This is a genomic window from Amycolatopsis sp. WAC 01376 (assembly GCF_003947415.1).
In the GTDB taxonomy this organism is placed as follows: domain Bacteria; phylum Actinomycetota; class Actinomycetes; order Mycobacteriales; family Pseudonocardiaceae; genus Amycolatopsis.
Genome location: NZ_QHKL01000009.1, coordinates 373,179 through 397,641, shown reverse-complemented (window position 1 = coordinate 397,641; position 24,463 = coordinate 373,179). Strand labels below are relative to the sequence as shown.

The following is a 24,463-nucleotide window of genomic DNA, read 5'->3' as shown; positions in this document are numbered from 1 at the left end:
CGAAAGGTGAAACACACCGATGTGGCGGCGTACGTACTCGGTGTGCTCGATCAGGCCGAGGCGTACGCCTTCGAAAAGCATTTGAAGGGCTGCGGGCGCTGCGGCAGGCAGGTCGCGGAATTCACGTCGGTGGAAGTCGCGCTGGCGAGGGCCGATCTGAGCTACCTGTCCCCCGTCGCCACGCGGTGCCGCGGACGGCTGTCGATGATCGCGGCCAACCTCGTCGTGGTCTTCCTGGCGTGCGTCGTCGCGGCCCTGATGTCGTCGCAACGGTCGGCCCGGCGGGTCTCGTCGGATGCGGACATCTTGACCCCTGCTCCCCTCGACGACCAGCGATTACTCCCGATACCGCTTACGTTGAAGTAGTCTGCCGCAAGCCGACACGAAGGTCTCTACGGTGCATACCGAAGTAAATCCCGAGAGCCCCTTCGGCGGGCCTTCGGTACCGAAGCGCCGAGCCGCCGGGTTACTGGGTCGAGACAGCGAACTCGACACGATCACCGGGCTGTTCCGGGCCGCCCTGCACGGCCGCGCGGTCAGCGCGGTGGTGGTCGGAGAGTTCGGCATGGGCAAATCGTCGGTGCTGACAGCCGCCGGTGAACTCGCGAAAGCGGCGGGCTTCACCGTCGCGATCGCGACCGCGTCCCGGCTGGAGACGCATCTGAGCGGCGGTGTCGGCCGCCAGCTCCTCGAAGCGCTCACCCACGCGCCCGCCGAACCCGGATCGCCGCGGCCGCGCACGCCGCACGCGGCCGAGATCCTGCCGGACCGCCGTCCCCGGAACGAACAGGAACAGACGGAGGCGCTCGACGCCTTCTTCCGCACCGTCCGCCACGCCGCCGAACAGGGACCGGTCTTCCTCGGCATCGACAACATCCACCTCGCCGATCCGTGGTCGATGCGCTGTCTCGCCTACATCCGGCATCGCGTCGAGCAGTTGCCGGTGATGGTCGTGCTGACCTCGCTGATCGGGCATCTGCAAACCGGCGAGGTCGCCCTGCTCGAGATGTCCGGGTGCACGCCGGCGACGATCCGGCTGCGCGGGCTGGGCGCGGGACACGTCGCCGAGTTCCTCCGCGTCTCCCCCGGACGGTTCGCCGAGGAATGCCGCGAGCTCACCGGCGGCAACCCGTTCCTGCTCAGCGCGCTGCGGCGCCGCCTGGTCCCCGGGATGGAACTGGACACCGCGGGCTCGGCGATGATCGGCGAGGTGCTGCGGGTGCGCATGCACGAGTACACCGCCGCGCCGAAGATGCTCGAAGCCGTCGCGATCCTCGGCGAGGACGCGAGCTTCGACCTGCTGGCGCGGCTCGCCGGGGTCGACGAGAGCACCGCGCTGGAGGCCATCGACACGATGGTGCGCGTGCATCTGCTGACCAACAGTCACCGGCCCGCGCTGTCCTACCGGTTCGTCCGCAATTCGGTGCTCGCCGACATGCCGCTCGCCACCAGGGCGGTCAGCCAGTCGCGAGCGGCCAGGCTCCTGCACGACTCGGGTGCCGCGCCGGAGCGGGTCGGCGCGCACCTTCTGGAGGCGACCGCGATCAGGATCCCTTGGGCGGTGGACGTGCTGCGGCTGGCCGCGCGGCATTCGGTGGTCGAGGGCGACCCGGGACTGGCGGTCCGGTTCCTGTCGCGGGCCTTGGAAGAACGGCTCAGCGAACGCAAGCGGATGGCGGTCCTGCTCCAGCTCGCGCACGCGGAGTTCCACTGCGACCCGGACCTCGCGCCCGCCCGCGTCCGCGAAGCCGTCGATCACATCGACGACCGCGAGACCGCCGCGTTCGTCGCGACGGCCATGATCCTTTCGCTGTGCTGCGGCCCGGACGCGCGACTGGCGATCAACTCCGCCGGGCAGTTCGCCGCGCGGCTCGACGCGGGCGGGCCCGACGCCGTCTGGCCGTTGCTGTGCATGACCTATCTCGCCGAAGCGGGCAGCAGGCTCGGGCCGCCGCCGGACTTCCGCGACTTCGAGCGGCAGTGGGCACCGCTGAACGATCCCGCCGCGCGACAGAGCCGATCGGGGTTGCTCGCGCTCGACACGGTGCGGAGCGGGAAGTCCTCGGCGAACGCCGTGCGGCATTTCGGGGAGGCGCTGTCCGGCGAACAACCCGAACTGTTCGAACAGCCCTACTTCTTCACGCTCGCGACGGCCGCGCTGGCCGACGAGCCCGCGCTCACCGACCGGCTCTGCCAGGTGCTCGACACCCAACGCCTGCCTTGGGACTTCCACGTGCCGAAGGGGGCGCTCGCCACGCTCGCGCGCGGGATCGCCCTGCAAGCGGGCGGCGATCTGGAGCGGGCGAGTGTCCACTACGAATCCCTGGTGCGGCAGTTCGACGAACGCGGCGTCACCGGTCATTGCCCGATCGCGGTGCTGTGCGCGGCGAGACTGATCGAGGTCTCGGTCGACCTCGGCCGCCACGACGTCGCGAACGCGGTGCTGGACAAGCTGGATTTCGGGGCCACCCAAGCACTTTTCACGCACAACTACCTGCTCTACGCCCGCGGCAGGCTCCGGGCCGCCACCGGCGAGCCCGAACTCGGCTACGAAGACCTGCGCGGCTGCGGCCGCCGTCTCGAACACCACGGCATGCGCTTCCCCGGATTCGCTCCCTGGCGGGCGCACGCCGCCCGCACCGCGCTGGCGCTCGGGCGCACCGACGCGGCGGCCAGGCTCGCCGAGGAGGACCTCGACGCCGCGGAACGCTGGGGAGCGCCGCGGATCCTCGGCGGCGCGCTGACCACGGCAGGCCTCGTCCGCGACGACGGTCTCGGCGAGGAGGCGGAACGCCTGCTCACCAAGGCCGTCGACGTCCTCGGCGGGTCGACGGCGAAGCTGGCGCTGGCCGAGGCCCTGACCGAACTCGGCGTGCTGCAGGCCCGGCACGGGCAGGCCGAGAAGGCGGTCGGCACACTGCGGCTGGCTGTGCGGTCGAGCAAGCATTGCGGAGCCCGGCCGCTTGAGACGCGGGCCTCCGAGGCGCTGCGGAGCGCGCGAACGAGCCTCGCGACGGCGAAGGACAACGAACACGGTCTCACCAAACAGGAATACCGCGTCGCGCTGATGGCCGCACAGGGTCTCACCAACCGGGAGATCGCCGAGGCGCTGCACCTGACCCGCCGCACCGTCGAACTCCATTTGTCCGGGGCGTACCGCAAACTGGAGATCACCGGACGACCGGAATTGTGTTCCGCGCTCGGCCGTTCCCAGCGCGTGGACGGTGATTGACGGTTTCCGGGGGCGGCGGGTTCACTCCGCGACATGCCGGGAATCGAATCCGAACCACTCAAATTCGCCTATTGGGTCCCCAATGTGAGCGGCGGTCTGGTCACGAGCGACATCGAGCAGCGCACCGACTGGGGATACGAGTACAACCGGGATCTCGCCGTCCTCGCGGAGAACAGCGGGTTCGAATACGCGCTGAGCCAGGTCCGCTACACGGCCAGCTACGGTGCCGCCTACCAGCACGAATCGACCGGATTCAGCCTCGCGCTGCTGCTCGCGACGCAGCGGCTGAAGGTGATCGCGGCGATCCACCCCGGACTGTGGCATCCCGGGGTGCTCGCGAAGTTCATCGCCAGCGCGGACGTGATCTCCGGCGGTCGCGCGGCGGTCAACGTGGTCAGCGGCTGGTTCAAGGACGAATTCACGAACCTCGGTGAACCATGGCTGGAACACGACGAACGATACCGTCGTTCCGAAGAGTTCATTCGCGTACTGAAGGAACTCTGGACGAGCGACCACGCCGAATTCGCCGGCGATTTCTACCGGATCCACGATTTCGACATCAAACCCAAACCGGTCGGCCGTCCGCATCCGGAGATCTTCCAGGGCGGCAACTCCACCGCGGCGCGGAAGCTCGCGGGCCGGGTGTCCGACTGGTACTTCAGCAACGGCAAGGACTTCGACGGTTTCAGCGAGCAGGTCGAGGAGGTCCGCGGTTACGCGGCCCAGAACGACCACGCCGTCCGCTTCGGGCTCAACGGCTTCCTGATCGCGCGAGAGACCGAGAGCGAGGCGAAGGCCGTGCTGCGCGAGATCGTCGAGAAGGCGAACTCGGACGCCGTCGAGGGCTTCCGCAACGCCGTCAAGCAGGCGGGAGGCTCCACTTCGGACAAGAAGGGGATGTGGGCCGACTCGGAGTTCAAGGATCTGGTGCAGTACAACGACGGCTTCCGCACCGGGCTGATCGGCACGCCGGAGCAGATCGCGGACCGGGCCATCGAGTACAAGAAGCGCGGGGCGAACCTGCTGCTGCTCGGCTTCCTGCACTACCTGGAGGACGTCGAGCACTTCGGGAAGCACGTGCTGCCGGTGATCCGGGCGAAGGAAGCGGACCTGGAACGAGGCGCCGCCACCCCCGAACCCTTGGTCACTTCCGCCCCCTGACGCGTTCAGTCCTCTGGATGCGGTCGTTGCGCGGGGCAACTACCGCATTCAGAGGACTAAACGCAGGGGGTTTACGGCAGGTAGACGGTCTGGCCGGGGTGCATGGTCGGGCCGCAGTCCTTGAGCGGGCCGCCGAAGCGCGCCGCCTCGACGTCCGGCAGGGTCTTCGCGGCGTACTCCTGGACGGCCTTCAGCTTCTCGGGGCTGGAGACGGCGTCCTTGCGCACGAAGTCACCGTTGCGCGGCCCGCTGCCCGGATACACGAAGATCGGCTCGTAGTCGCGGTCGATCCGCGGGTCGACGGTGATGCCGTTGCCCGCGGCCCACGGGCCCCACGAGTGGATGAAGGTCGGCTTGACCTTCTCGAACACGTAGTCGCGCAGCCCGGGCAGGTCGCCGTTCTTGAGGAAGTCCGCGACGTCCGCCTCGACCAGCCCGGCCATGTCGACCAGGTGCAGGCGGCTGGTCATCGACGAGCCGCCGAGGTCGGGCAGCAGCAGCGACGCCTGCTGGAGGCCGAGGATGTCGGCCATGGTGTTGAAGCCGCGGCCGAAGCGGTCGGCGATGAGGCACGCGGGCACCGTCGGGACCTCTTGGAACTTCTTCGACGCCGACGCGAAGCCCATCCCGGACGGGATCGCGGCGGCGACCAGCACGAGCACCACGACGGTCCGCAGCACGGCACGCGACCGGCGCAGCAGTTCGCCGGCGGCCAGCGTTCCCGCCAGCACGGCGAGGATCCAGATCGGGGTCGCGAACCGGTGCTGGCCCATCCAGTCCGGGACCATCACGCCGTACGCGATGATGCCCAGCGCCAGCGGCACCAGCAGCGCGATCAGGCCGCGCCGCCACTCCGCGCGGATCAGCGCGTATCCGATGGTCAGCGCCAGCAGGATCGTCCCGGCGACACCCGCGTAGCCGACCAGTTCGAAGGGCTGCTTCAGCGCCGAAAGCCCGGGCAAGCCCTGGCCCTTCGCGATGGACGGGTTCGCCAGCAGCCTGCCGAATTCCGTGATCCGCCAGGCCAGGTACGCCCCGAACGGGATCGCGAACGCGACCACCGACACCACGACCAGTTTGACGCTCTGCCCCAGCAGCGGCTTCCGCAGCTGGAACAGGACGACGAGCGGGTACGCACCGCCGTAGATCAGGCCTTCGGGGCGGGTCAGCGCGGCGAACGCGACCAGCACCCCGGACCAGATGGCGACCTTCGCGGTGAGCACGGTGTCCTTGCGCACGGCCACGAACAGCAGCGCGGCGAGCCAGGCGACGGCCATCCCGAACAGGGAGTTCTCCAGCCCGGAGATCGTCCAGATGACGAACGACGGGATCGCGGCCAGCGTCAGCCCGACGACCAGCGTCACCAGCCAAGCGAAGCGCGCGAAGACCTGCTTCGCCACGATGTGGCACGCGGCCAGCGTCCCGGCGGTGAACAGGAGCCCCAGCAGCTTCGGGAACAGGACGTAGTCGGGAACGCCGAACAGCATGCCGCTGTCGAAGACGCCGACGAGCTTGCCGAGCACCAGCGCCACCAGCCACGTCGAGTTCGACCAGCCCTCGACCGACGGCTGCCCTTGCTGCAACACCGGGCCGAGCCCGTCGGCGAAGCTGCGCGCGTAGGAGAAGGTGATGGCCGCGTCGTCGACGATCCAGTGGCCGTAGAGAGTGGCGTGCCAGGCCAGGGCCGCGACACCGGCGAGCACCGCCAGGTACGGCGCGATACGGGCGGCCAGGCCACGACGGGCCGGCGTCTCCGCCGGGTCGGGCACGTCTTGTTCGGAAGCTTCGCTGAGTGCGCTCGCCGTCATGTCCCCGTCTTTGCCTTTTCGCTCACGTGCCGTCGCCGAAACTGTAGCCAATACCCCATTGGCCGCCTACGACACGTCATATCCAGGCGTGATCCGCGCCACACCTTCCCGATCAGGAAAGATGCGAGATGTCGTTCACCAACCGTACCGACGCGTTGCCGTCCGGGTAGAACTCGACGATCGAGAGCGACGCCAGGTCCAGATGCAGGCGGAACAGCAGCGACGGCCCGGCGTCCAGGCCCATCCGCAGCAGGGCCTTGATCGGCGTGACATGACTGACCAGCACGAGCGTCCGCCCGCCGTACTTCGCGATCAGTTCGTCGCGAGCCTTGCGGACCCGCCGGTGCACGCCGTCGAAGCTTTCGCCGCCCGGCGCCGCGATCGAGGTGTCGGACAGCCAGCTGGTCTGGAACTCGGGGTCGCGCTCCATCGCCTCTGTGAAGGTGAGGCCTTCCCAGTCACCGAAGTCGGTCTCGATCAGCCCCGGGTGGGTCTCGACCCGGCCGCCGAGCGCGTCCGCGATCGCCTGCGCGGTCTGCTGGGTGCGGATCAGCGGCGAGGCGATGATCGGCGCGGCCTCGCCGTCGACGACCAGGCCCTCCATCGCGCCGAGGCGTTTCGCGGCGGCGGCCGCCTGCTGTTTGCCGTGTTCGGTGAGGGGCACGTCGCCGCGGCCGGAGTAGCGCTTCTCGACCGACATCGCCGTCTGGCCGTGCCGCACGAGGAGCAGCTTGGTCGGCGTCCCGGTCGCGCCGGTCCAGCCGACCGGGCTGACCCTGTCCTGCTTCACGGTCTTCGGTGCTTCCGGCCGCTTCTCGGTCTCACGGCCGGCGTCCATGGCTTCGTTCGCGAGCCCATCCGCGTGGGAGTTCTCCGCGCGGGGAATCCACTCGTAACGCACGCGGGAAAACCCGGCGGCCAACTCCTTGGCCTCGGCGTTCAGCGGCTGCATCGACGGGTGCTTGACCTTCCAGCGCCCGGACATCTGTTCCACCACGAGCTTCGAGTCCATCCGGACGTCCACTGTGGACGCTCCGAGCTCGGCGGCCGCGGCGAGCCCGGCGATCAGGCCGGAGTACTCGGCGACGTTGTTGGTCGCGATGCCGACGTACGCCTTGCGTTCGGCGAGCACCTCGCCGGTGGCCGCGTCCTTGACGACCGCGCCGTATCCGGCGGGGCCGGGGTTGCCCCGCGAGCCACCGTCGGCCTCGACGAGTACGTGGTCGGTCACAGGCCGGACTCCAGGGTGCGCACCAGGATGGCGCCGCAGTTCTCGCACTGGATGACGTTGTCTTCGGGGGCGGCCTTGATCTCGCCGATCTCGCGGCGGTCGATGTCGAGCTGGCAGGCACCGCATCGGCGGGACCGCAGCAGCGACGCGCCGATGCCCTTCTGGGCCCGGATCCGCTCGTAGAGCTTCAGCAGGTCTTCCGGGAACCGCGGCAGGAGCTTGGCGCGGTCCTCGTCACGGCGCGCCGTCGTGGTGTCGAAGTCGGCGAACTGCTCGTCACGACGGCGGATGGCTTCGGCGACCTCGTTCTCGGCCTTCGCGACCTCCGCGCTGGTGCGCTGGGCGTCGAGCTCGAGCGCCTCGCGCCGCTCCATCAGTTCGAGCAGGTCGTCCTCGAGCGCGGACTGGCGCCGGTTGAGGCTGTTCAGCTCGTGCTCGATGTCGGTCATCTGCTTCGCCGCGACGGAACCGGATTCGAGGAGCTTGCGGTCGCGGTCGCCGCGAGCGCGCACCGACTCGATCTCCTTCTCCTGCCGGGCGATCTCGCGGTCGAGGTCGGACGCCGCGGTCTGGACCGAGACCAGCGCGTCACGTCGTTCGCGCACCGTCTTCTCACCCGCGTCGATCTCGGCGATCTCCGGCAGGGTGCGGCGGCGGTGGGCGGTACGCGAGAGTTCGGCGTCCACCTTCGCGAGTTCGAGCAGCTTTCGCTGGACGGCGGGGTCGGCCTTCACAGTGCTCCTTGGATTCTTAGTGCGCGGTTCGGGTGGCCCGTAGCGTCCACGGGTCGGTGCACCTCGTGGAGACGTGAACATCGACGTTACCCGCTAAGGCGGCCCGGACGACGGCCGAGGCTTGCTCGCACCACGGCCACTCGCTCGCCCAGTGTGTGACGCCGACCAGGGCGGGGACGTCGGCGATCTCGGCGAGGTGCTCGCCGGCGGGATGATGCCGGAGATCCGCGGTGACGTACGCGTCGACACCGGCGGCGGTGGCTCGCTTGAGATAGCTGTCGCCGGAACCGCCGGAAACGGCGACGCGGCGGATCGGGCGAGCCGGGTCGCCCGCGCCGTAGACGCCGGGTTCCGTGCGCGGCAAGGCGTTCGCGACGCGTTCGACGAAGACGGAAAACGGTTCGGGCGCGGGCAGTTCACCGATGCGGCCGATGCCGGTGACACCGTCCTCGCGGGGGTCGAGCGGGCCGAGGACGGTCAGGCCGATGGCGTCGGCGAGCGCGTCGGAGACGCCGGGTGACGCGGAATCGGCGTTGGTGTGCGCGCAGTAGAGCGCGACACCCGCACGGATGAGACGGTGCACGAGGCGCCCCTTGGTGCTGTCGGCCGGGACGCCGTGGACGCCGCGCAACAGCAGCGGGTGATGCGCGACGATCAGCTGCGCGCCGCCTTCGATGGCCTCTTCGACGGTCTCGTCGACCGGGTCGACGCAGAACAGCACCTTGTCCACGTTCTCGGCAGGGTCACCGCAGACGAGACCGACGGCGTCCCACGATTCGGCGAGTTCGGGCGGGTACGCCTGCTCGAGGGCGGCGATGACTTCGGCTAGCGCGGGCACCCGGCGATTTTCGCATGTAGCGTTTCCGGGCATGCGACTTCGGGTGCTCTGTGCCGCTTTGTTGCTTCTCGTGGTGATACCCGCGCCGGCGTCGGCGTCTCCGGGACTCTGGAAGCTGACCGACCTCGCCGCTCAGCGCGTGCAGATCGCCGACAAGGTCGCCGCCGCGAAGTTCGGCACGCCGTCGCCGATCGACGATCCGGTGCGCGAACAGCAGATCCTCGACTCGATGGCCGCGAAGGCGCCCGGCCTCGGTCTCGACGCGGACGGCGTGGTGCGGTTCTTCCGCGACCAGATCGAGGCGAACAAGGTCGTGCAGCGCGGCCTGTACGCGCGGTGGACCGAACACCCCGGCACGCGGCCGCCCGGACGACCCGACCTGGCGACCGAGGTGCGGCCGGTGATCGACCGGCTCAACGCGGGCCTGCTCACCGAACTCGGCTCGACCCGGGACGCGCGGACGCGGCGGTCGTGCGACCTGCGGCTCGCGGTCACGGTGCGGCTGGTCGACGCGCGGCGCGGCCTGGACCGGCTGCACTCGGTCGCGCTCGGGGAGTCGGTGCGGTCGGCCTGCTCGCGCGCTTGATCGCGTCCTTCGTCGCGGCCTTGGTCGCGCCCTTCGTCGCGGCGGGAGCAGGGGACCTTTGCTATCGCGCTGCCGCTGACCTGCGGAAAGGGAGCGAGGGACCTTTGGTGTCGCGTTCCCGGCGGGCTGGGTGTGTGGAAATAGGGACGTTGAGTGTCCCTATTTCCACACACCCTGTACTCCGCGTAATGGTGCTGACCGACCGTGTGGATTTTGGTGCGTTGGATGACCCAAAATCCACACGGTCACCGCGCAAGAGAGCAAGGGACCTTTGCTATCGCCTGGCTGCTGACCTGCGGAAAGAGAGCGCCTGACGTCTACGGCCGGGCGAGCGGGGAAGATTTGGGACGTTGAGTGTCCCAAATCTTCCCCGCTCGCGAAGCGGGCCTGATGACCCCGCCTGACTTCGTGCGGCCAGTTGCCTTGCCGACAGAAGGCGACGTCACAGCGGGGTGCCGCGGCCGCCGACGAAGCAAAGGACCTTTGCTATCGCCTCCGGGTCAGTCCAGCGCCTTCGCGTCCTTGTTGATCGCCCAGCGCCCGGCCGCGCGCATCACTCGGCCCGTCCACAGCATCGCCCGGTAGGCCTTCGTCGGGTGATCGGGGACTTCGGTGTGGCCGACCTGGTACGGCGCGACGGACGCGCTCGACCGGAGGTGCAACGGCATCCTGGTCATCGCTTCTTTCGGCGATCTCGCCTGGACGAAGTGGTGCTCCGACAGGATCCGCCCGACCTCGTAGGGGTGCGGATGCGTGACGGTGATGCGATACCAGCGGAGCCCGGTTGCCGCGGACTCGACGATGGGTGTTGGTGCGCTCATACGCGACCTTCCTGCGTGTTTCTCTCCAGGAGGTCTACTCCCGCTTCGTCCCGGCTTTCCAGCTTCGCGCGCCCGGTAGCCGTTCGGAGCCGGTGAGCGGTCGATCTCCGTCGGCCTTCACACTGATCGGGTGCTGCACATCGTCTTCGTCTGTTCCGGCAACATCTGCCGTTCCCCGATGGCCGAGCTCGTCTTCCGCGCGAAGGCCGAAGAAGCCGGTCTCGATCACCTCGTGCAGGTGTCCAGCGCGGGCACCGGTGGCTGGCATGTGGGCGAGGCCGCGGACAAGCGGGCGCGCGCGAAGCTGGCCGAACACGGTTACCCGACCGGTCACGTCGCGGCCGAGGTCGACCGCGGGCATCTTGCCGCCGATCTGCTGCTCGCGGCGGACGAGAGTCACCTGTCGTTCCTCCGGCGCAAGGTCGCGGACCAGGAGAAGGTCCGCCTGCTGCGCGAATTCGATCCGTCCGCGCCCGAAGGCGCCGAGGTCCCGGACCCGTACTACGGCGAGGACGACGGTTTCGAGGACGTCCTCGGCATGATCGAGCGGTCCGTTCCCGGCCTGCTCGACTGGGTGCGCGCACACGCCTGAGGCGGACCGCTTACCGTGGTGGGGTGCGGTTGAAGTTCCTGCTGAAGCCTGGGTGGCTGGCGTTGACGTTGGTGGTGTTCACCTTCGCCATCACCTGCTTCACCCTGCTCGCGCCGTGGCAGTTCTCCCGCAACACCGAACGCGAGCACCAGAACGCGGCGCTGCGGGAGTCGTTCTCCGGGCAGCCGCGGTCGCTGGACCAGCTGCTTCCCCACGGCGCGGCCCCTGATCAGCGCACCGAATGGCATCTGGTCGCGATGAAGGGCACGTACCTTCCCGAGGGCGAGGTCGTGGCCCGTCTGCGCTCCGTACAGGGCGAAGCGGCCTACGAGGTCCTGACGCCGTTCCGCACTGTCGAGGGCACGATCGTGCTGGTGGACCGCGGGTACGTCCGGCTCGACGACAAATCGCGCGCGCTCCCCTTCTCCCCGCCTCCCACCGGCACGGTCGACATCGTCACGCGGGCACGTCATGACGAGAGGGACGGCAAGAACCGCGACGCGTTCGCCGACGAGTCGACGGGCGGGAAGCTGCAGAGCTACGTCGTCGATTCCCAGGTCGTCGCGAGGGCCGCGAAGCTGGACATCCGGCCGGGGTACTTCCAGCTCGACGTGAACCAGCCCGGCGTGCTGGGCGCCCTGCCGCTGCCGCAGACCGACGCCGGACCGTTCTTCTCCTACGCGCTCCAGTGGATTGCTTTCGGGGCCATGGCGTTGATGGGCTGGCTGTACTTCACCGTCCGCGAGCTGAAGCCGGGTGGCGTACTGGCCACGGACCGGCCGCAGCGGCGCAAGAGTGTCGCGGAGATGCTGGCCGAGGACGAACGCTCCGAAGTGGCCACCTGATCTGACGCGAAAATGGCCCTTTTACCGGTCCATTTAGCGTGTTCGGATGCGATCATGCTGATTCACCCGTGGGACGCCGCCCACGACGACGCCGAATGGCAGGCCTGGCTCTCCGCACACGACTTCGGCCAGCTGATCGCCGGAGGCGCGGGCCGTGACCTGCCGATCGCCAACCCGGTTCACTTCGTCTTCGACGGCGACCGGACGGTCCTGCTGCACCTCGCGCGGCCGAACCCGGTCTGGCCGCTGCTGGAGGAACACCCGCGCGCGCTGCTGTCGGTGATCGACGACCACACCTACATCCGCTCCGGCTGGAACACCCCCACCGACCCGCCGCACGGCGTGCCGACGTCGTATTACGCGTCCGTCCAGCTCGAATGCGACGTCCGGCTGATCGACGACGCGGCGGAGAAGGCCGCGCTGCTGGACCGGCAGCTCGCGCACTTCGAGCCATCAGGGGAGCGGGTCGCGGTGAGCGCCACCGAGGCGCCGGACAAGCGGCTGCTCCCCGGCATCCGCGGGGTCGAGCTGACCGTGACCGGCGTTCGGGCGAAGTTCAAGTTCGGCGGCAACAAGCAGCCGGCCGACCGGTCGCGGATCGACGCGGAGCTGGCGCGGCGCGACGGCCCGATGGACGCGCGGGCGCGGGCGCAGCTGGCGCGGCGAGAGCGATAGCAAAGGTCCCTTGCTCGCCGCGGCGCGACGAAGCCGGACCGGCTCACCGTGACTGTGTGGATTTCGGGACATCTGACGTCCCAAAATCCACACGGTCACCCCGCGATAGCAAAGGTCCCTTGCTCCCTTTCCGCAGGTCAGCGGCAGCGCGATAGCAAAGGTCCCTTGCTCCCCCGGCCGCCGTAACCGCAGGTCAGCGCCGCCGTCGCCGAAGCCCGACGAGACCGGCCAGCACCACCGAGCTGATCGCGCCCAGCCAGCCGACCACCCGCGAGAGCTCCACCGCGCGCGTCACGTGTCCGGCGTCCGGGTTGCGGCCGATGCCGAGCACCGGCAGTTCCTCGACGCCGTGCGGGTACACGGTCCGCCCGCCGACGCGGATCTCGAGCGCCCCGGCGAAGGCGGCCTCGACGCGGCCCGCGTTCGGGCTGGGGTGAGCGGTCGTGTCCCGGCGCCAAGCGCGCCACGCGCCGCCCGCCGAGCCGCCGACGACCGGGGCCGCGAGGACGGTCAGCCCGGCCGCGACCCGGGTGGGGACGAGATGGACGATTTCGTCCAGCCGCGCGACGAACCAGCGGTAGCGCTCGGGTCGTCCCCGGCCGAGGCCGCGCAGCAGGCTGATCGCGCGCGAGCCGAGGAGGCCGGGGACGCCGGCGAGCGCTCCCCACACCAGCGGCGCGATGACGACGTCCGCGGTGTTCTCGGCGAGCGTTTCCACCGAGGCGCGTGAGAGGCCGATGACGCCGAGGTCGTCGGCGACGCGGGGGTCCAGTGTGGACAGTGTGCCGCGTGCGGTTTCGAGTTCGCCTTCTTCGAGGTCCCGCGCCAGCGAAGTGCCGTGCGCGGCCAGGCCGGCGGCGCCGAGGACGGCCCAGGTGGTCACCGCGGTCGTGGTCGCCTGCAGGACGGGGCTGCGCCGTCCGGCGCGTTCGGCGAGCACGCCCGCCAGCACGGCGGAACCCGCGAGGCCGCCGGTCCAAAGTACTCCGACCGCCGGATGCTTCGACCGGACTTTCGCGTCCACCGCCGAAGCCGCCCTGGCGAACGCCGTCACCGGACGCCGTGACCGGGGATCCCCGATCGCCCCGTCGGCGGCCACCCCCAACACCAAGCCGATCGCGCGCGCCGCGCTCACCGTCGCCCCCCCGCATGCAGTATCCCTCGAAGACCTGCAGAGATTACTCGAAGATCATCCGTCCAGGAGGACGGCCATCTCGTCACGCGCCTGGATGACGATGTCCCGCATCGCGCGTTCGGCCCGGTCAGGGTCACCGGCGTCGACGGCCGCCGCGACCTCGACGTGCAGCGCGACGGCCTCGGGCTGCGGCTCCTCCGGCATCAGCCCGTGGCCGGTACGCCCGGCGAGCACTTCGGCGACGACCGCCGAAAGCTGCGCGAACATCGGGTTCCGCGACGAGGAAAGCAGCAGATCGTGGAAGGCGACGTCGTGCCCCAGGAAGGTCTCGAGGTCCCGCTGGTGCGCCGTTTCCTCCAGCCGCTTCGCCAAGGCCCGGAGACGGCCGCCCTCTTCCGGTGTCGCCCGCAGTGCGGCGTACCGGGCGGCGCACGGTTCGACGCCGGAGCGCAGTTCGGTGAGGGTTCGCAGCGCGGTCTTCCGCTCGGATCCGTCGAGTTGCCAGCGAAGCAGTCTCGGGTCGTAATGGTTCCAGTCACGCGGCTCGCGCACGATCATCCCGACCCGGCGCTTGCTGCTGGTCAGGCACATCGTTTCGAGGACGCGTACCACCTCGCGCGCCACCGTTCGGGACGCGCCGAACCGTTCTTGGAGCTCCTCGGAACGCAGCACGGAGCCTGGCGGAAGCCGCCCGTTCGCGATCGCGGAGCCGAGCGCGTCGAGCACTTCGGCATGCCTGTCGTTGCCCACCAGGCGACCCTAACGTTCTGACTCGATTAAGTAGTACTTCATCTTGCTTACGTAGTACTTTTGAGCTGTACTCGTCCCGGCTACAACGACGTGGGAGGTACGGATGACCGTCATCGTGGTGATGGGCGTTTCCGGCTCGGGCAAGACGACCGTGGGCACGGCACTCGCCGAACGCCTCGGCGTCGACTACGCCGAAGCGGACACGTTCCATCCGAAGGCGAACATCGACAAGATGAGCTCCGGCCACCCGCTGAACGACGAAGACCGGCAACCCTGGCTCGAAGCCATCGCCGCCTGGATCTCCGACCACCAGTCCTCCGGCGGCGTCGTGACGTCTTCCGCACTCAAGTTCCGCTACCGCGACATCCTGCGCGGCGGCGGCGACGTCTGGTTCCTGCACCTGCACGGCGACCGCGACCTGCTCGCCGACCGGATGAAGACCCGCTCCGGCCATTTCATGCCGGTGTCCCTTTTGGACTCCCAGCTCGCCGACCTCGAGCCGCTGCGCCCGGAGGAGCGCGGCCTCGTCGCCGACATCGCGAAAAAGCCGGAAGAAATCGTCGAAACCGCCCTCTCCGCTTTCGAGGACCGCTCATGACCACCACCCTCGCGGCCGCCTGGACCGGCCACGACACCCGTCTCATCGGCGCGACGGTGCTCGCCATCGCCGTGATCGTCGTCCTGATCACCAAGGCGAAGCAGCATCCATTCCTGGCCCTCATCCTCGGCTCCGGCGTGCTCGGGCTCGTCGGGGGCATGCCGGTGGACAAGCTGATCAAGAGCTTCAGTTCCGGCGTCGGTTCCACCGTCGCCTCGGTCGGCGTGCTGATCGCGCTCGGCGCGATGCTCGGCAAGCTGCTCGCCGATTCCGGTGGCGCCGATCAGATCGTCGACACCATCCTGCGCCGCGCGGGCGATCGCACGCTGCCGTGGGCGATGGCGCTGGTCGCCGCACTGATCGGCCTGCCGATGTTCTTCGAGATCGGCCTGGTCATGCTGATCCCGGTGATCCTGCTGGTCGCCAAGCGCACCGGGAAACCGTTGCTGCTGCTGGGAATCCCCGCGCTCGCCGGGCTTTCGGTGCTGCACGGCCTTGTCCCGCCGCACCCCGGCCCGCTCGCCGCCGCGGGCGCGCTGAACGCGAACGTCGGCCTCACTCTGGCCTTCGGCCTGCTCGTCGCGATCCCGACGGTGATCATCGCCGGACCGCTGTTCGGCAGGCTGGCCGCGAAGATGGTCCCGGACGCCGTCGCGCCGGACCGGCTCGTCCCGGAATCGTCCTCTTCGGACGGACGGCGGCCCGGCTTCCTCGCGACGCTGTCCACGGTGCTGCTGCCGGTCGTGCTGATGATGGGCAAAGCACTCGCGGACATCCTGCTGGAGAAGGAAAACCACCTCCGCCGCGTGCTGGACTTCATCGGCGACCCGCTGGTGGCGCTGCTCGCCGCGGTCCTGCTCGGCATGCTCACCCTCGGCAAGTCCGCGGGCTTCACCCGGGACAAGCTGTCGTCCACGGTGGCCGATTCGCTCCCGCCGATCGCGGGCATCCTGCTCATCGTCGGCGCGGGCGGCGGGTTCAAGCAGACCCTCGTGGACGCCGGGGTCGGCAACGTCATCACCAGCCTGGCCACCGGTGCGAACCTGTCACCGCTGCTGCTCGGCTGGCTGGTCGCGGTCGCGATCAGGCTCGCCACGGGCTCCGCGACGGTCGCGACGGTGTCCGCCGCCGGCATCGTGGCCCCGCTCGCGGCGACGATGGACCCGTCGCACAGCGCGCTGCTGGTGCTGGCGATCGGCGCCGGTTCGCTGTTCTTCTCCCACGTCAACGACGCCGGGTTCTGGCTGGTCAAGGAGTACTTCGGGCTTTCGGTCGGGCAGACACTGAAGAGCTGGTCGATCATGGAGACGGTCATCTCCGTGGTCGCGATCGCCCTGATCCTCCCCCTCGGCGCACTCTTGTAGCGACCACCGGTTGACACGTGACCTTTTGGTCACCTATTCTTCTGACGTGCCCGACGACGACCTGGTTTTCAAGGCCCTGGCGGATCCGACTCGCCGGTTCCTGCTCGACCAGCTGTTCGCGCGTGACGGCCGCACGCTGACCGAACTCGAGTCCGAAGTGGACATGAGCCGGTTCGGCGTGATGAAGCACTTGAAACTGCTGGAAGAAGCCGGACTTGTCGTCACGCGCAAGGAGGGCCGGGAGAAGCGGCATTTCCTCAACCCGGTTCCGATCCGGCAGATCCACGACCGGTGGATCGACAAGTTCACGGAACACAACGTGACCGTGTTGCTCGACCTCAAAGCCGAACTCGAAACCGAGGAGCCACCCCCATGACCGACACCACCGTCGCCACGACCCAGGTCTACCGCGTCTACATCAAGGCCACCCCGGAGAAGATCTGGGACGCGATCACGAAGCCCGAGTGGTCGCAGAAGTACGGCTACACCGGCCTCGTCGACTTCGACCTGCGGCCGGGTGGCAAGCACGCCACCCACCCGACGAAGGGCTTCATCGACGCCGGGTTCACGAACGACCTGGTCGACGGCGAGGTCCTCGAGGTCGACCCACCGCGCAAACTGGTCATCACCTGGAAGCTGCTGATGGACCCGTCCTTCGAAAAGGAGCCGTACACCAAGCTCACCTATGAGATCGAAGAGACGAAGACCGCGGGCACCCGGCTGACCGTCACCCACGACGTCACCGACGCGCCGACGACGGCCGCGCTGGTCGACGGCTCGCAGGAGGACGTCAACGCCGGACCGGGCGAGAACGCCGGTGGCGGCTGGGCGTGGATCCTGTCGGACCTCAAGACGCTGCTGGAGACGGACGAGCCGCTCGTCCCGGCCGCTTCCTGAGCCGATAGTCCGGAAGTGTCATGAAAGGGTCGTTCAGGACAAAATTCGTCCTGAACGACCCTTTCATGACACGCGCTACTTCCTTCAGACCCGCTTCGTGGCCACCTTGAGCGCGACCTTCGCCGAGTCCGCGGCACCGATGGTGTCCAGTGCGAACAACGCCGCGCCGACCACGGGGGCCACGTCGACGACCTGGATCGAAGCCTGCGGCGCCACCTTCAGGCACCGCCGCTCGATTTCCGCGATCACCTGCGTGCCGACCCCGGTCAGCACTCCCCCGCCGAGGATGACTTCGGGTGCTTCCCCGGTCAGTTCGAGCCGCCGGAGGATGACCCCGACCAGCAGGGCGACCTCTTCGACGAACCGGTCGACCACGTCCTGCGCCACCTCGTCGCCGTCCGCCGCGACGGCGAACAGCAGCGGGCACAGGCCGTGGATCGCGTCGGAGTGCAGCTCCTCGAAGTGCAGTCGCTGCACCACTTCCAGCACCGAAGACGTCTCGAAGTGCGCGGTGACGGCGGCTTGCAAAGCCGTACCCGGACCACGGCCGTCCTCGGCGCGGACGGCCCACCACAGTGCTTCCTCGCCCAGCCGGTAGCCGCCGCCCCAGTCGCCGGAGATCTTGCCCAGCGCGGGAAACCGGTGCTCGCGGCCGTCGGCGCTGACACCGGCGCCGTTGATCCCGGCGCCGCACACCACCGCCACCCCCGTCCCGTCGGAACTGCCCGCGCGCAGCAGTGCGAGCGTGTCGTTGCCGACGATCAGCGTGTCGCTCCAGCCGCGTGCGGCCAATGCGGCGTGCAGGATCTTCTCCTCCCGCGGGAAATCCAGCCCCGCGAGGTAGGCCGACGTATGTGTCGCGAAAGGACGTTCGTCGGGAAGCCCCGCCCCGCGAAGGGCTTCCAGTACCAGCTTCTCCAGCGCGCGGACGCTGCCGTCGACCCCGATGTTCTGCGGGGAGGCGCCCGGCCCTCGCGACTGTCCGAGCACCCGTCCGTCCCGCGAGACGATCAGGACGTCGGTCTTGCTGTTGCCGCCGTCGATCGCGACGACGACGTCTCGTGAGCCGGCCGTCATGCCCCCGCCCACGGCAGGAACTCACGGTTGACCTGCACCAGCGTGTCGGCGAGCTGATCGGCCTTGGCGTACTGGCCGACGAGCGGATGCGCGAGCAACGCGTCGGCCACCCGGTCCCGGCCGCCCTTGATCGCCGCGTCCAGCGCGAGGTGCTCGTACGCGGTGACCCCGGCGATGAGCCCGGCGAACCGCTGTTCCACCCGCGGTTGCGCGATCGGACGAGGACCGTTTCCGTCCACAAGGGACGGAACCTCGATGACGGCGTCGTCCGGCAGGAAGTCGAAAGTGCCTTCGTTGCGGACGTTGACGACGTGCTCCTCCGCGGGCCCGCCCGAGGTGAGCGCGTGCACGAGCTGCACCGCGGCCTCGGAATAGTAGGCGCCGCCCCGCTTTTCCAGCTGCTCCGGTTTGGTCACCACCTCCGGGTCGAGGTACACCTTGAGCAGTTCCTCTTCGACGTCGCTGACGACGTCCGCGCGCGGCCGCTCGGTGCGCTGCTTCATGACCTGCTCGTCGTGCCCGTAGTAGTACTTCAGGTAATACGACGGCACGACGTTCATCCGCCGCATCCACTCGACCGGCGCGGTGACGTGCTCGCCGAGGAATTCCGCGTGCTCCGCCAGCAGTTCCGGCAGCCGGTCCTCGCCGTTGACGAGCACCTTCCGTTCCCAGCTCAAGTGGTTCAGTCCGGTGTGGACGAGTTTGACCTCGTCGACGCCGGCACCGAGCAGATGCGCGAACGTGCGCTGGAGGTGGATCGCGACGTTGCACAGCCCGACGGCGCGGTGGCCCTCGTTCAGCAGCGCGCGGGTGACGATGCCGACCGGGTTCGTGAAGTTCACGATCCACGTGTCGTCACCGGCGATCTTCCGCACCCGGTCGGCGATGTCGAGCACGACCGGCACGGTGCGCAGCGCCTTCGCGAGGCCGCCCGCGCCCGTGGTCTCCTGCCCGACACAGCCGCAGGCGTGCGGGAACGTCTCGTCCCCGCGCCGCGCGCGCTGCCCGCCGACCCGCAGCTGGATCAGCACCGCCGACGCACCGTCGACACCCTCTTCGAGACTCGCGGTGGTGCGGACCCGCGCCGGATGCCCGGCGTGGTCGAGCAACCGGTTGCTGAAGTCAGCGACCGCCTCCACCCGGTACGCGTCCGGATCGATCAGCACGATCTCGTCGACGTCCAAAGTGGACCGCCGACCGGCGATCCCGTCGATCAGCTCGGGCGTGTACGTGGACCCACCACCGACGACTGCCAGTTTCATCCCTTGACCCCTGTGAATGTGACGCCCTTGACGAAGGACTTCTGCGCGAATACGAACAGCACGATCACCGGAAGCATGATCAGCGCGGTGGCCGCCATGGTGAGGTTCCATTCCACGTGGTGCATCCCGCGGAACGACGCGATCGCCAGCGAAAGCGGCCAGCTGTCGCGGGTCTCACCGGTGTAGAGCAGCGGACCGAAATAGTCGTTCCAGGTGAACAGGAAGCAGAACATCGCGGTGGCCGCGATCCCCGGCTTCGCCATCGGGATCAGCACCTTGAGCATCGTCTGGAACTCGTTGCAGCCGTCGATCTTCGCCGCTTCCAGGTAGTCCTTCGGAATGGTGAGGAAGAACTGCCGCAGCAGGAAGATCGAGAACGCGTCGAAGAAGAAGTACGGCACGATCAGCGGGACCAGCGTCCCGGTGAACCCGAGCCGCACCCACAGGTCGTACAGCGGCACGACGGTGACCTGCGGGGGAAGCATCATCGCGGCCACGGTGAGCATGAAGAACAGGTTCTGCCCGCGGAACTTCAGCTTCGAAAGCGCGTACGCCGCCGGAATGGCCGAAACAAGCGCCCCGAAGGTGGCCAGCGTCGAATAGAGCATGCTGTTGCCGAAGTACTGCAACAGCGGCGCCTTTTCGAACACCTCGATGAAGTTCTCGAAGTGCCATTCCTTCGGCCAGAAGTTCGACGAAAGCGCCTGTTCGCTCGACATCACCGCGGTGAGGAAAACGAACAGGATGGGCAACATGAAGATCACGCCCATCGCGATCCCCAGGCTGTGCGTGGCGATCCAGTACAGCTTCTTGTCCCATTGACGCCGCATCCGTACCTTCGGCGGTTCGGACGCCGGGGCGGCGTGCCGGGGTTCGGCCAGTGTGGTCATCCGCCCTCCTCCTGATGCTGGGACTTACGGAGCTGCCGCACGAGAATCCAGGTGAACCCGGCCGAGACGATGAACAGCAGGACCGCCATCGCCGCCGCGTAACCCATGTTGAAATACCGGAAACCCTGGACGTACAGCCAAACCGGATAGGTCAGCGTCGAGTTCTGTGGTGCGCCGATGAATCTCGTGTTACCCGCGACGTCCGCCGCGCCGGCGGCCGCCGAACCCGCGACGATCGCCTGTGTGAAGAACTGCAACGCGAAGATCATCGAGTTGACGACACCGAACAGCAGCACCGGCGAGATCGACGGCAGTGTGACGTGCCAGAACCGGCGGACCGGACCGGCGCCGTCGAGCTGGGCGGCTTCGTACTGTTCCTGCGGCACGTCGAGCAACGCGGCCAGGATGATGATCATCAGCTCGCCCGAACCCCACATCACCAGCAGGGTCAGCGCGGGCTTCGACATCGCCGGGTCGTTGAACCACAGGCCGCCGTCGACGCCGACCGCCCGCAGGAACGCGTTGACCGGGCCGTATTCCGGGTTGAACAGGAACACGAACGCCAGGGTCGCCGCGGCGGGCGGGGCCAGCGACGGCAGGTAGCAGAGCGTCCGCACCAGGCCGACGCCCGACTTGAGCCGGGAGATGATCGACGCCGTGCCGAGGGCGAACACCACGCGGCAGAACGTCAGGACGATCACCAGCCACAGCGTGTTGTACGCGGCGGTGCCGACCAGCGGCTCGCTGGTGAACATCCGGATGTAGTTGTCGAAGCCGACGAATTCCGGCGGGTTGATCAGGTCGTAGCGGGTGAGCGAGTAGTACACCGTGGCGATCAGCGGGTAGCCGAAGAAGATCAGGAACCCGAGCATCGCCGGTGCGATGAAATAGAAGACTGTGCGACGGCGGCGCGCTGCGTTCCCCTTCCGCGTCCGGCTGGACGCGGAAGGGGAAGCGACCACGTGCGAGTCCATGGTCGAGGTCATGCGATCAGCCGCCGGCGCGTTTCTGGGCCAGCTCGTCGTTGATCTGAGCGTCGACCTGTTTGAGCCCCGCGGTCATGTCGGGGATGTTGCCCGCCTGCCACTTCTCGGCGAAGTCGTTGACGGCCTTGAGGTGCGCGTCGCCGATCGGCGTCGACGGGTTCGGCAGCAGCTTTCCGCCGTTGTACAGGTCGAGGAACGTCTTGAACTCCGGCGTGACCTCGAGCTTCGGGTCGGTCAGCGCGGCCTTGGTGCTCGGCACGTTCTTCAGCCCGTTCGACAGCTCGACCAGCGTCGCCGTGTCGAGGGTGACCTGCTTGATCAGTTCCCAAGCCGCGCCGGGGTTCTTGGCACCCTTGGGGATCGCGATGATCGTGCCCGTGGTGAACGCGCCGCCGTAGCGATCCGGCTTGCTGTCGAGCACCGGCGGGGCCGCGGTGCCGAACTTCAGGTCCGGCGTCTGGTCCTTGATGAACGCGGTGCGGTATTCGCCGTCGATCATCATCGCGAGCTTGCCGCGCTGGAAACCGTGGTCCGCCGAGTACTCCTCGCCGAGACCGGCCTTGAACTGCTCGACCTTGGCGTGACCGCCGTAGAAGTCGACGAGCTGCTTCTGGAAGTCGAACATCGCCTTCCACTCGGGGCTGTCGGCGAGATGCGACTGGCCGTCCGCGCCGAGGTAGGTGGCACCGAAGTTCGGGGCCCAGTACTGCGCGAAGTTGGCGTAGAACGGCATCGACGGCATGAACCCGGCGACCTTGATCGAGCCGTCCGGGTTGAACTCGGTCAGCTTCTTGGTGGCCTCGAACAGTTCCGAGGTCGTCTTCGGCGGCGACGTGATGCCCTTCGCCGCGAACATGTCCTTGTTGTAATAGAAGCCGTAGACGTCGGCGAGCAGCGGCATGGCGCACCGCTTGCCCTGGTACTCGGTGTAGCTGCGGACCGCGTCGGGGATCTGCGTCAGATCGATCTTGTCGCGGTCGATGTAGGGCTTCAGATCCTGGAAGCTGCCCGTGGAGCACCACGCGCCGAGGTTGTCGGTGAAGAACGAGATCGCCACGTCCGGCGGGTTGCCGCCGCGGATGGACTGGGTGATCTTGTCGTCGTCCTGCTGGCCTTCGTGCTTGATCTCGATGTTCGGGAACTTCGCCTTGAGCTTGTTGAGCCCGGCGGTCACCACGTTGTACTCGCGGTCGGTGAACTTGCTGTAGACGGTCAGCGTGAGCTTCGCGTCCGCGGCCGGGGCGGCCGCCGCGTCGCCCGACCCGCCGCTCGGGCCGCTTGCGGCGCCCGAACACGCGGACACCAGCGCGGCGACGGTGACCGCGCCGAGCACTATCGAGCCGCGCCAACGGCGGCCACTTCTCCGAACCTGGGTCGTGGAACTCATGACCCTCCTCCTAGTTGGTTGGGGCGGGAGACGGTGGTTCTGTTCGTGAATCCGGGATCGCCACGATCGGATTTGGCTCTCCCGCCCCGGACCGTCTCGGCCCGAGGAGCGAAGGGGTGTTGACGCCGAAGACGTCCCTGCGGACGGTGGCGAGCGCCGATTGGAGCGCGCCCGCGCGGACCGCGTTGCCCTGCACCGAAGCCACCCCGACCGGGGTGCGGGGCAGGACCAGTTCGTGCAGCCTTTTCGCGACCAGCGCGGCGAATTCGTCGCCACCGGCACGGCTCGTGTCACCGGAAAGGAGGACGAGTTCGGGGTCGACGACCGCGATGAGACCGGCCGCGCCACCCGCGACGCGTCGGGCCAGGTCGTCGAGGAAGGGTTCGTTGTGGTTCTCGCGGGCCTTGGTGACCGCGTCCGCGCCGTCCTCGGCTTCGATACCGTGCGCGGCGGCCAGCTCGACGACGGCCGGGGAGGCGGCGAGGTCACCGAAGCGATCTCCGGCGCGCGGCTTTTCGTTCGGCGTGGCGACGGAAACCGGATCGGGCACCCGCATCCAGTCGATCTCGCCGCCACCGCCGGTCGCGCCGCGCAACAGCCTGCGGCCGACCACCACCGCGCCACCGACGCCGTCGCTGAGCCAGATCATCACGAAGTCGTCGAGCCCGACGGCCTGGCCGGCGGTCATCTCCACGATCGCGACGAGGTTGACGTCGTTCTCGATGGTGACCTCGACGCCCAGTTCACGGCTGAGCCTGCTCGGCACGTCGAAACCGAGCCAGCCGGGGATGTGCGGCGCCGAGGAGAGCAGGCCGGTGCGCGGGTCGAACGCGCCCTGCGCGCCGATGACGACGTGGCGGAGATCGGTGGCGGCGAGACCGGCACTGTTCGCGACGCTGGTGAGCGCCGCGCCGAAGGTGCCGACGACGTCCGCGCCCTCGTGGACCGGCAGCGGGACCTGGTACTCGGCGAGCACCGCGCCCGTGACGTCGGCGACCACGAAATCGGCCTGCTGCGGCGTCAGGTCCACGGCCGCGACGTAGGCGACGCCACCGTTGACCTGCCAGAGCTGCGCCCTCGGCCCGCGGCCCCCACCGCGCACGCCCGCCTTGGCGACGACGTCGTCCTGCTCGAGGCGCGTGAGCAGCTGCGCCGTCGCGGGTTTCGACAGGCCGATCGCGACTTCGAGCTCCGAGCGCGTCAGCGGGCCGTCCCTCAGGAGGACCTCGATGGCCGCGCGATCGTTGATCTCGCGCAGCATTCGCGGACTGCCGGCTCGCACTTGGGCTCGCTCCCGACTTCGTTAGGAAACTTTACAGACGGTTTCCGGGGACTGTAGTGAGCCGAACCACAGCCGTCAACGGCGCGATGAAACGGGGAGGTAACGCTTGGGGTGTTCCGCACAGCGGGTATACGCACCGGTGCGGAGGGTGTCCGATTCGGGACAGGCGGGTGGACCTGCTTCGTGAGTGGTAATGCCCTACGGATGGCCGCTCGCGACGCCTCAACGGGCGGTTTCGCGTGATCAGGTGGACGACACGCGTGATCCGACGGACGACACTCGTGACCAGGTGGACGGCACGCGGGAGTCGTC

24 protein-coding genes are annotated in these 24,463 nt (G+C 68.6%); 11 read left to right on the top strand and 13 right to left on the bottom strand.

Going from position 1 to position 24,463, the window contains the following annotated elements; all coding sequences use genetic code 11:
- Positions 1 to 6: 6 nt before the first annotated feature.
- From DMH03_RS37330 to sfnG, 3 genes are read left to right on the top strand one after another with little or no spacing between them, the layout of a single operon-like run.
- A complete protein-coding gene (locus DMH03_RS37330; RefSeq protein ID WP_233611814.1) occupies positions 7 to 366 on the top strand; it encodes a zf-HC2 domain-containing protein in 360 nt (119 codons plus the stop codon).
- 31 nt (positions 367 to 397) lie between these two features.
- Positions 398 to 3,232 carry an AAA family ATPase gene (locus tag DMH03_RS37325; protein WP_125796683.1) on the top strand — a complete coding sequence of 945 codons (2,835 nt, stop codon included), beginning with the start codon at positions 398 to 400 and terminating at the stop codon, positions 3,230 to 3,232.
- A gap of 33 nt (positions 3,233 to 3,265) precedes the next feature.
- The gene (sfnG, locus tag DMH03_RS37320) at positions 3,266 to 4,393 is read left to right on the top strand and encodes a dimethylsulfone monooxygenase SfnG (protein ID WP_125796682.1); all 1,128 of its coding nucleotides are present in this window, start codon (positions 3,266 to 3,268) and stop codon (positions 4,391 to 4,393) included.
- 71 nt (positions 4,394 to 4,464) lie between these two features.
- On the opposite strand, the gene DMH03_RS37315 is transcribed toward sfnG, so the two are convergent.
- The 4 genes from DMH03_RS37315 to DMH03_RS37300 form a co-directional block, all read right to left on the bottom strand.
- A complete protein-coding gene (locus DMH03_RS37315; RefSeq protein WP_125796681.1) occupies positions 4,465 to 6,201 on the bottom strand; it encodes a hypothetical protein in 1,737 nt (578 codons plus the stop codon).
- 112 nt (positions 6,202 to 6,313) lie between these two features.
- Entirely contained in the window at positions 6,314 to 7,432 is a 1,119-nt protein-coding gene (locus DMH03_RS37310; RefSeq protein ID WP_125796680.1) for a bifunctional RNase H/acid phosphatase, read from the bottom strand.
- The gene (locus DMH03_RS37305; protein WP_125796679.1) at positions 7,429 to 8,166 is read right to left on the bottom strand and encodes a zinc ribbon domain-containing protein; all 738 of its coding nucleotides are present in this window, start codon (positions 8,164 to 8,166) and stop codon (positions 7,429 to 7,431) included. Before DMH03_RS37305 ends, DMH03_RS37310 begins: the two co-directional genes overlap by 4 nt.
- A gap of 16 nt (positions 8,167 to 8,182) precedes the next feature.
- Entirely contained in the window at positions 8,183 to 9,004 is an 822-nt protein-coding gene (locus DMH03_RS37300) for a Nif3-like dinuclear metal center hexameric protein (protein ID WP_125796678.1), read from the bottom strand.
- 31 nt (positions 9,005 to 9,035) lie between these two features.
- Here DMH03_RS37300 and DMH03_RS37295 point away from each other — a divergent pair, with 31 nt between their 5' ends.
- On the top strand, positions 9,036 to 9,590 hold the full coding sequence (locus tag DMH03_RS37295) for a chorismate mutase (protein WP_125796677.1): 555 nt from the start codon (positions 9,036 to 9,038) through the stop codon (positions 9,588 to 9,590).
- A gap of 500 nt (positions 9,591 to 10,090) precedes the next feature.
- On the opposite strand, the gene DMH03_RS37290 is transcribed toward DMH03_RS37295, so the two are convergent.
- Entirely contained in the window at positions 10,091 to 10,411 is a 321-nt protein-coding gene (locus DMH03_RS37290; RefSeq protein ID WP_125796676.1) for a hypothetical protein, read from the bottom strand.
- A gap of 130 nt (positions 10,412 to 10,541) precedes the next feature.
- On the opposite strand from DMH03_RS37290, the gene DMH03_RS37285 reads away from it, so the two are divergent.
- The 3 genes from DMH03_RS37285 to DMH03_RS37275 are packed head-to-tail and all read left to right on the top strand — an operon-like array spanning position 10,542 to position 12,523.
- On the top strand, positions 10,542 to 11,003 hold the full coding sequence (locus tag DMH03_RS37285; RefSeq protein ID WP_125796675.1) for a low molecular weight protein-tyrosine-phosphatase: 462 nt from the start codon (positions 10,542 to 10,544) through the stop codon (positions 11,001 to 11,003).
- Positions 11,004 to 11,026: 23 nt separating this feature from the next.
- Positions 11,027 to 11,848: an SURF1 family protein gene (locus DMH03_RS37280; RefSeq protein ID WP_125796674.1), complete on the top strand. Its 822-nt coding sequence runs from the start codon at positions 11,027 to 11,029 to the stop codon at positions 11,846 to 11,848.
- Between the two features lie 54 nt (positions 11,849 to 11,902).
- Positions 11,903 to 12,523 carry an FMN-binding negative transcriptional regulator gene (locus DMH03_RS37275; protein ID WP_125796673.1) on the top strand — a complete coding sequence of 207 codons (621 nt, stop codon included), beginning with the start codon at positions 11,903 to 11,905 and terminating at the stop codon, positions 12,521 to 12,523.
- A gap of 193 nt (positions 12,524 to 12,716) precedes the next feature.
- Here DMH03_RS37275 and DMH03_RS37270 read toward each other — a convergent pair whose 3' ends face one another.
- The gene (locus tag DMH03_RS37270; RefSeq protein WP_125796672.1) at positions 12,717 to 13,658 is read right to left on the bottom strand and encodes a CobD/CbiB family cobalamin biosynthesis protein; all 942 of its coding nucleotides are present in this window, start codon (positions 13,656 to 13,658) and stop codon (positions 12,717 to 12,719) included.
- Positions 13,659 to 13,712: 54 nt separating this feature from the next.
- A complete protein-coding gene (locus tag DMH03_RS37265; RefSeq protein ID WP_125796671.1) occupies positions 13,713 to 14,408 on the bottom strand; it encodes a FadR/GntR family transcriptional regulator in 696 nt (231 codons plus the stop codon).
- A 103-nt stretch (positions 14,409 to 14,511) separates the two neighbouring features.
- Here DMH03_RS37265 and DMH03_RS37260 point away from each other — a divergent pair, with 103 nt between their 5' ends.
- The 4 genes from DMH03_RS37260 to DMH03_RS37245 are packed head-to-tail and all read left to right on the top strand — an operon-like array spanning position 14,512 to position 17,267.
- Positions 14,512 to 15,006 carry a gluconokinase gene (locus DMH03_RS37260; protein WP_125796670.1) on the top strand — a complete coding sequence of 165 codons (495 nt, stop codon included), beginning with the start codon at positions 14,512 to 14,514 and terminating at the stop codon, positions 15,004 to 15,006.
- A complete protein-coding gene (locus DMH03_RS37255; protein WP_125796669.1) occupies positions 15,003 to 16,370 on the top strand; it encodes a gluconate:H+ symporter in 1,368 nt (455 codons plus the stop codon). The genes DMH03_RS37260 and DMH03_RS37255 overlap by 4 nt, the downstream gene beginning before the upstream one ends.
- Before the next feature lie 46 nt (positions 16,371 to 16,416).
- Positions 16,417 to 16,746, top strand: a complete 330-nt coding sequence (locus DMH03_RS37250) for a helix-turn-helix transcriptional regulator (protein ID WP_125796668.1) — start codon at positions 16,417 to 16,419, stop codon at positions 16,744 to 16,746.
- A complete protein-coding gene (locus tag DMH03_RS37245; protein ID WP_125796667.1) occupies positions 16,743 to 17,267 on the top strand; it encodes an SRPBCC domain-containing protein in 525 nt (174 codons plus the stop codon). The genes DMH03_RS37250 and DMH03_RS37245 overlap by 4 nt, the downstream gene beginning before the upstream one ends.
- A gap of 84 nt (positions 17,268 to 17,351) precedes the next feature.
- Here the strand turns inward: DMH03_RS37245 and DMH03_RS37240 are convergent, their stop codons facing one another.
- The 6 genes from DMH03_RS37240 to DMH03_RS37215 are packed head-to-tail and all read right to left on the bottom strand — an operon-like array spanning position 17,352 to position 24,130.
- Positions 17,352 to 18,356, bottom strand: a complete 1,005-nt coding sequence (locus DMH03_RS37240; protein WP_199749171.1) for an N-acetylglucosamine kinase — start codon at positions 18,354 to 18,356, stop codon at positions 17,352 to 17,354.
- The gene (locus DMH03_RS37235; protein WP_125796665.1) at positions 18,341 to 19,606 is read right to left on the bottom strand and encodes a 6-phospho-beta-glucosidase; all 1,266 of its coding nucleotides are present in this window, start codon (positions 19,604 to 19,606) and stop codon (positions 18,341 to 18,343) included. Before DMH03_RS37235 ends, DMH03_RS37240 begins: the two co-directional genes overlap by 16 nt.
- Positions 19,603 to 20,496, bottom strand: a complete 894-nt coding sequence (locus DMH03_RS37230; protein ID WP_125796664.1) for a carbohydrate ABC transporter permease — start codon at positions 20,494 to 20,496, stop codon at positions 19,603 to 19,605. Before DMH03_RS37230 ends, DMH03_RS37235 begins: the two co-directional genes overlap by 4 nt.
- Entirely contained in the window at positions 20,493 to 21,482 is a 990-nt protein-coding gene (locus DMH03_RS37225; RefSeq protein WP_199749170.1) for a carbohydrate ABC transporter permease, read from the bottom strand. The genes DMH03_RS37230 and DMH03_RS37225 overlap by 4 nt, the downstream gene beginning before the upstream one ends.
- Positions 21,483 to 21,486: 4 nt before the next feature.
- Entirely contained in the window at positions 21,487 to 22,869 is a 1,383-nt protein-coding gene (locus tag DMH03_RS37220) for an extracellular solute-binding protein (protein WP_125796663.1), read from the bottom strand.
- Positions 22,870 to 22,879: 10 nt separating this feature from the next.
- The gene (locus DMH03_RS37215) at positions 22,880 to 24,130 is read right to left on the bottom strand and encodes an ROK family transcriptional regulator (RefSeq protein WP_125796765.1); all 1,251 of its coding nucleotides are present in this window, start codon (positions 24,128 to 24,130) and stop codon (positions 22,880 to 22,882) included.
- Between the last annotated feature and the right edge of the window lie 333 nt (positions 24,131 to 24,463).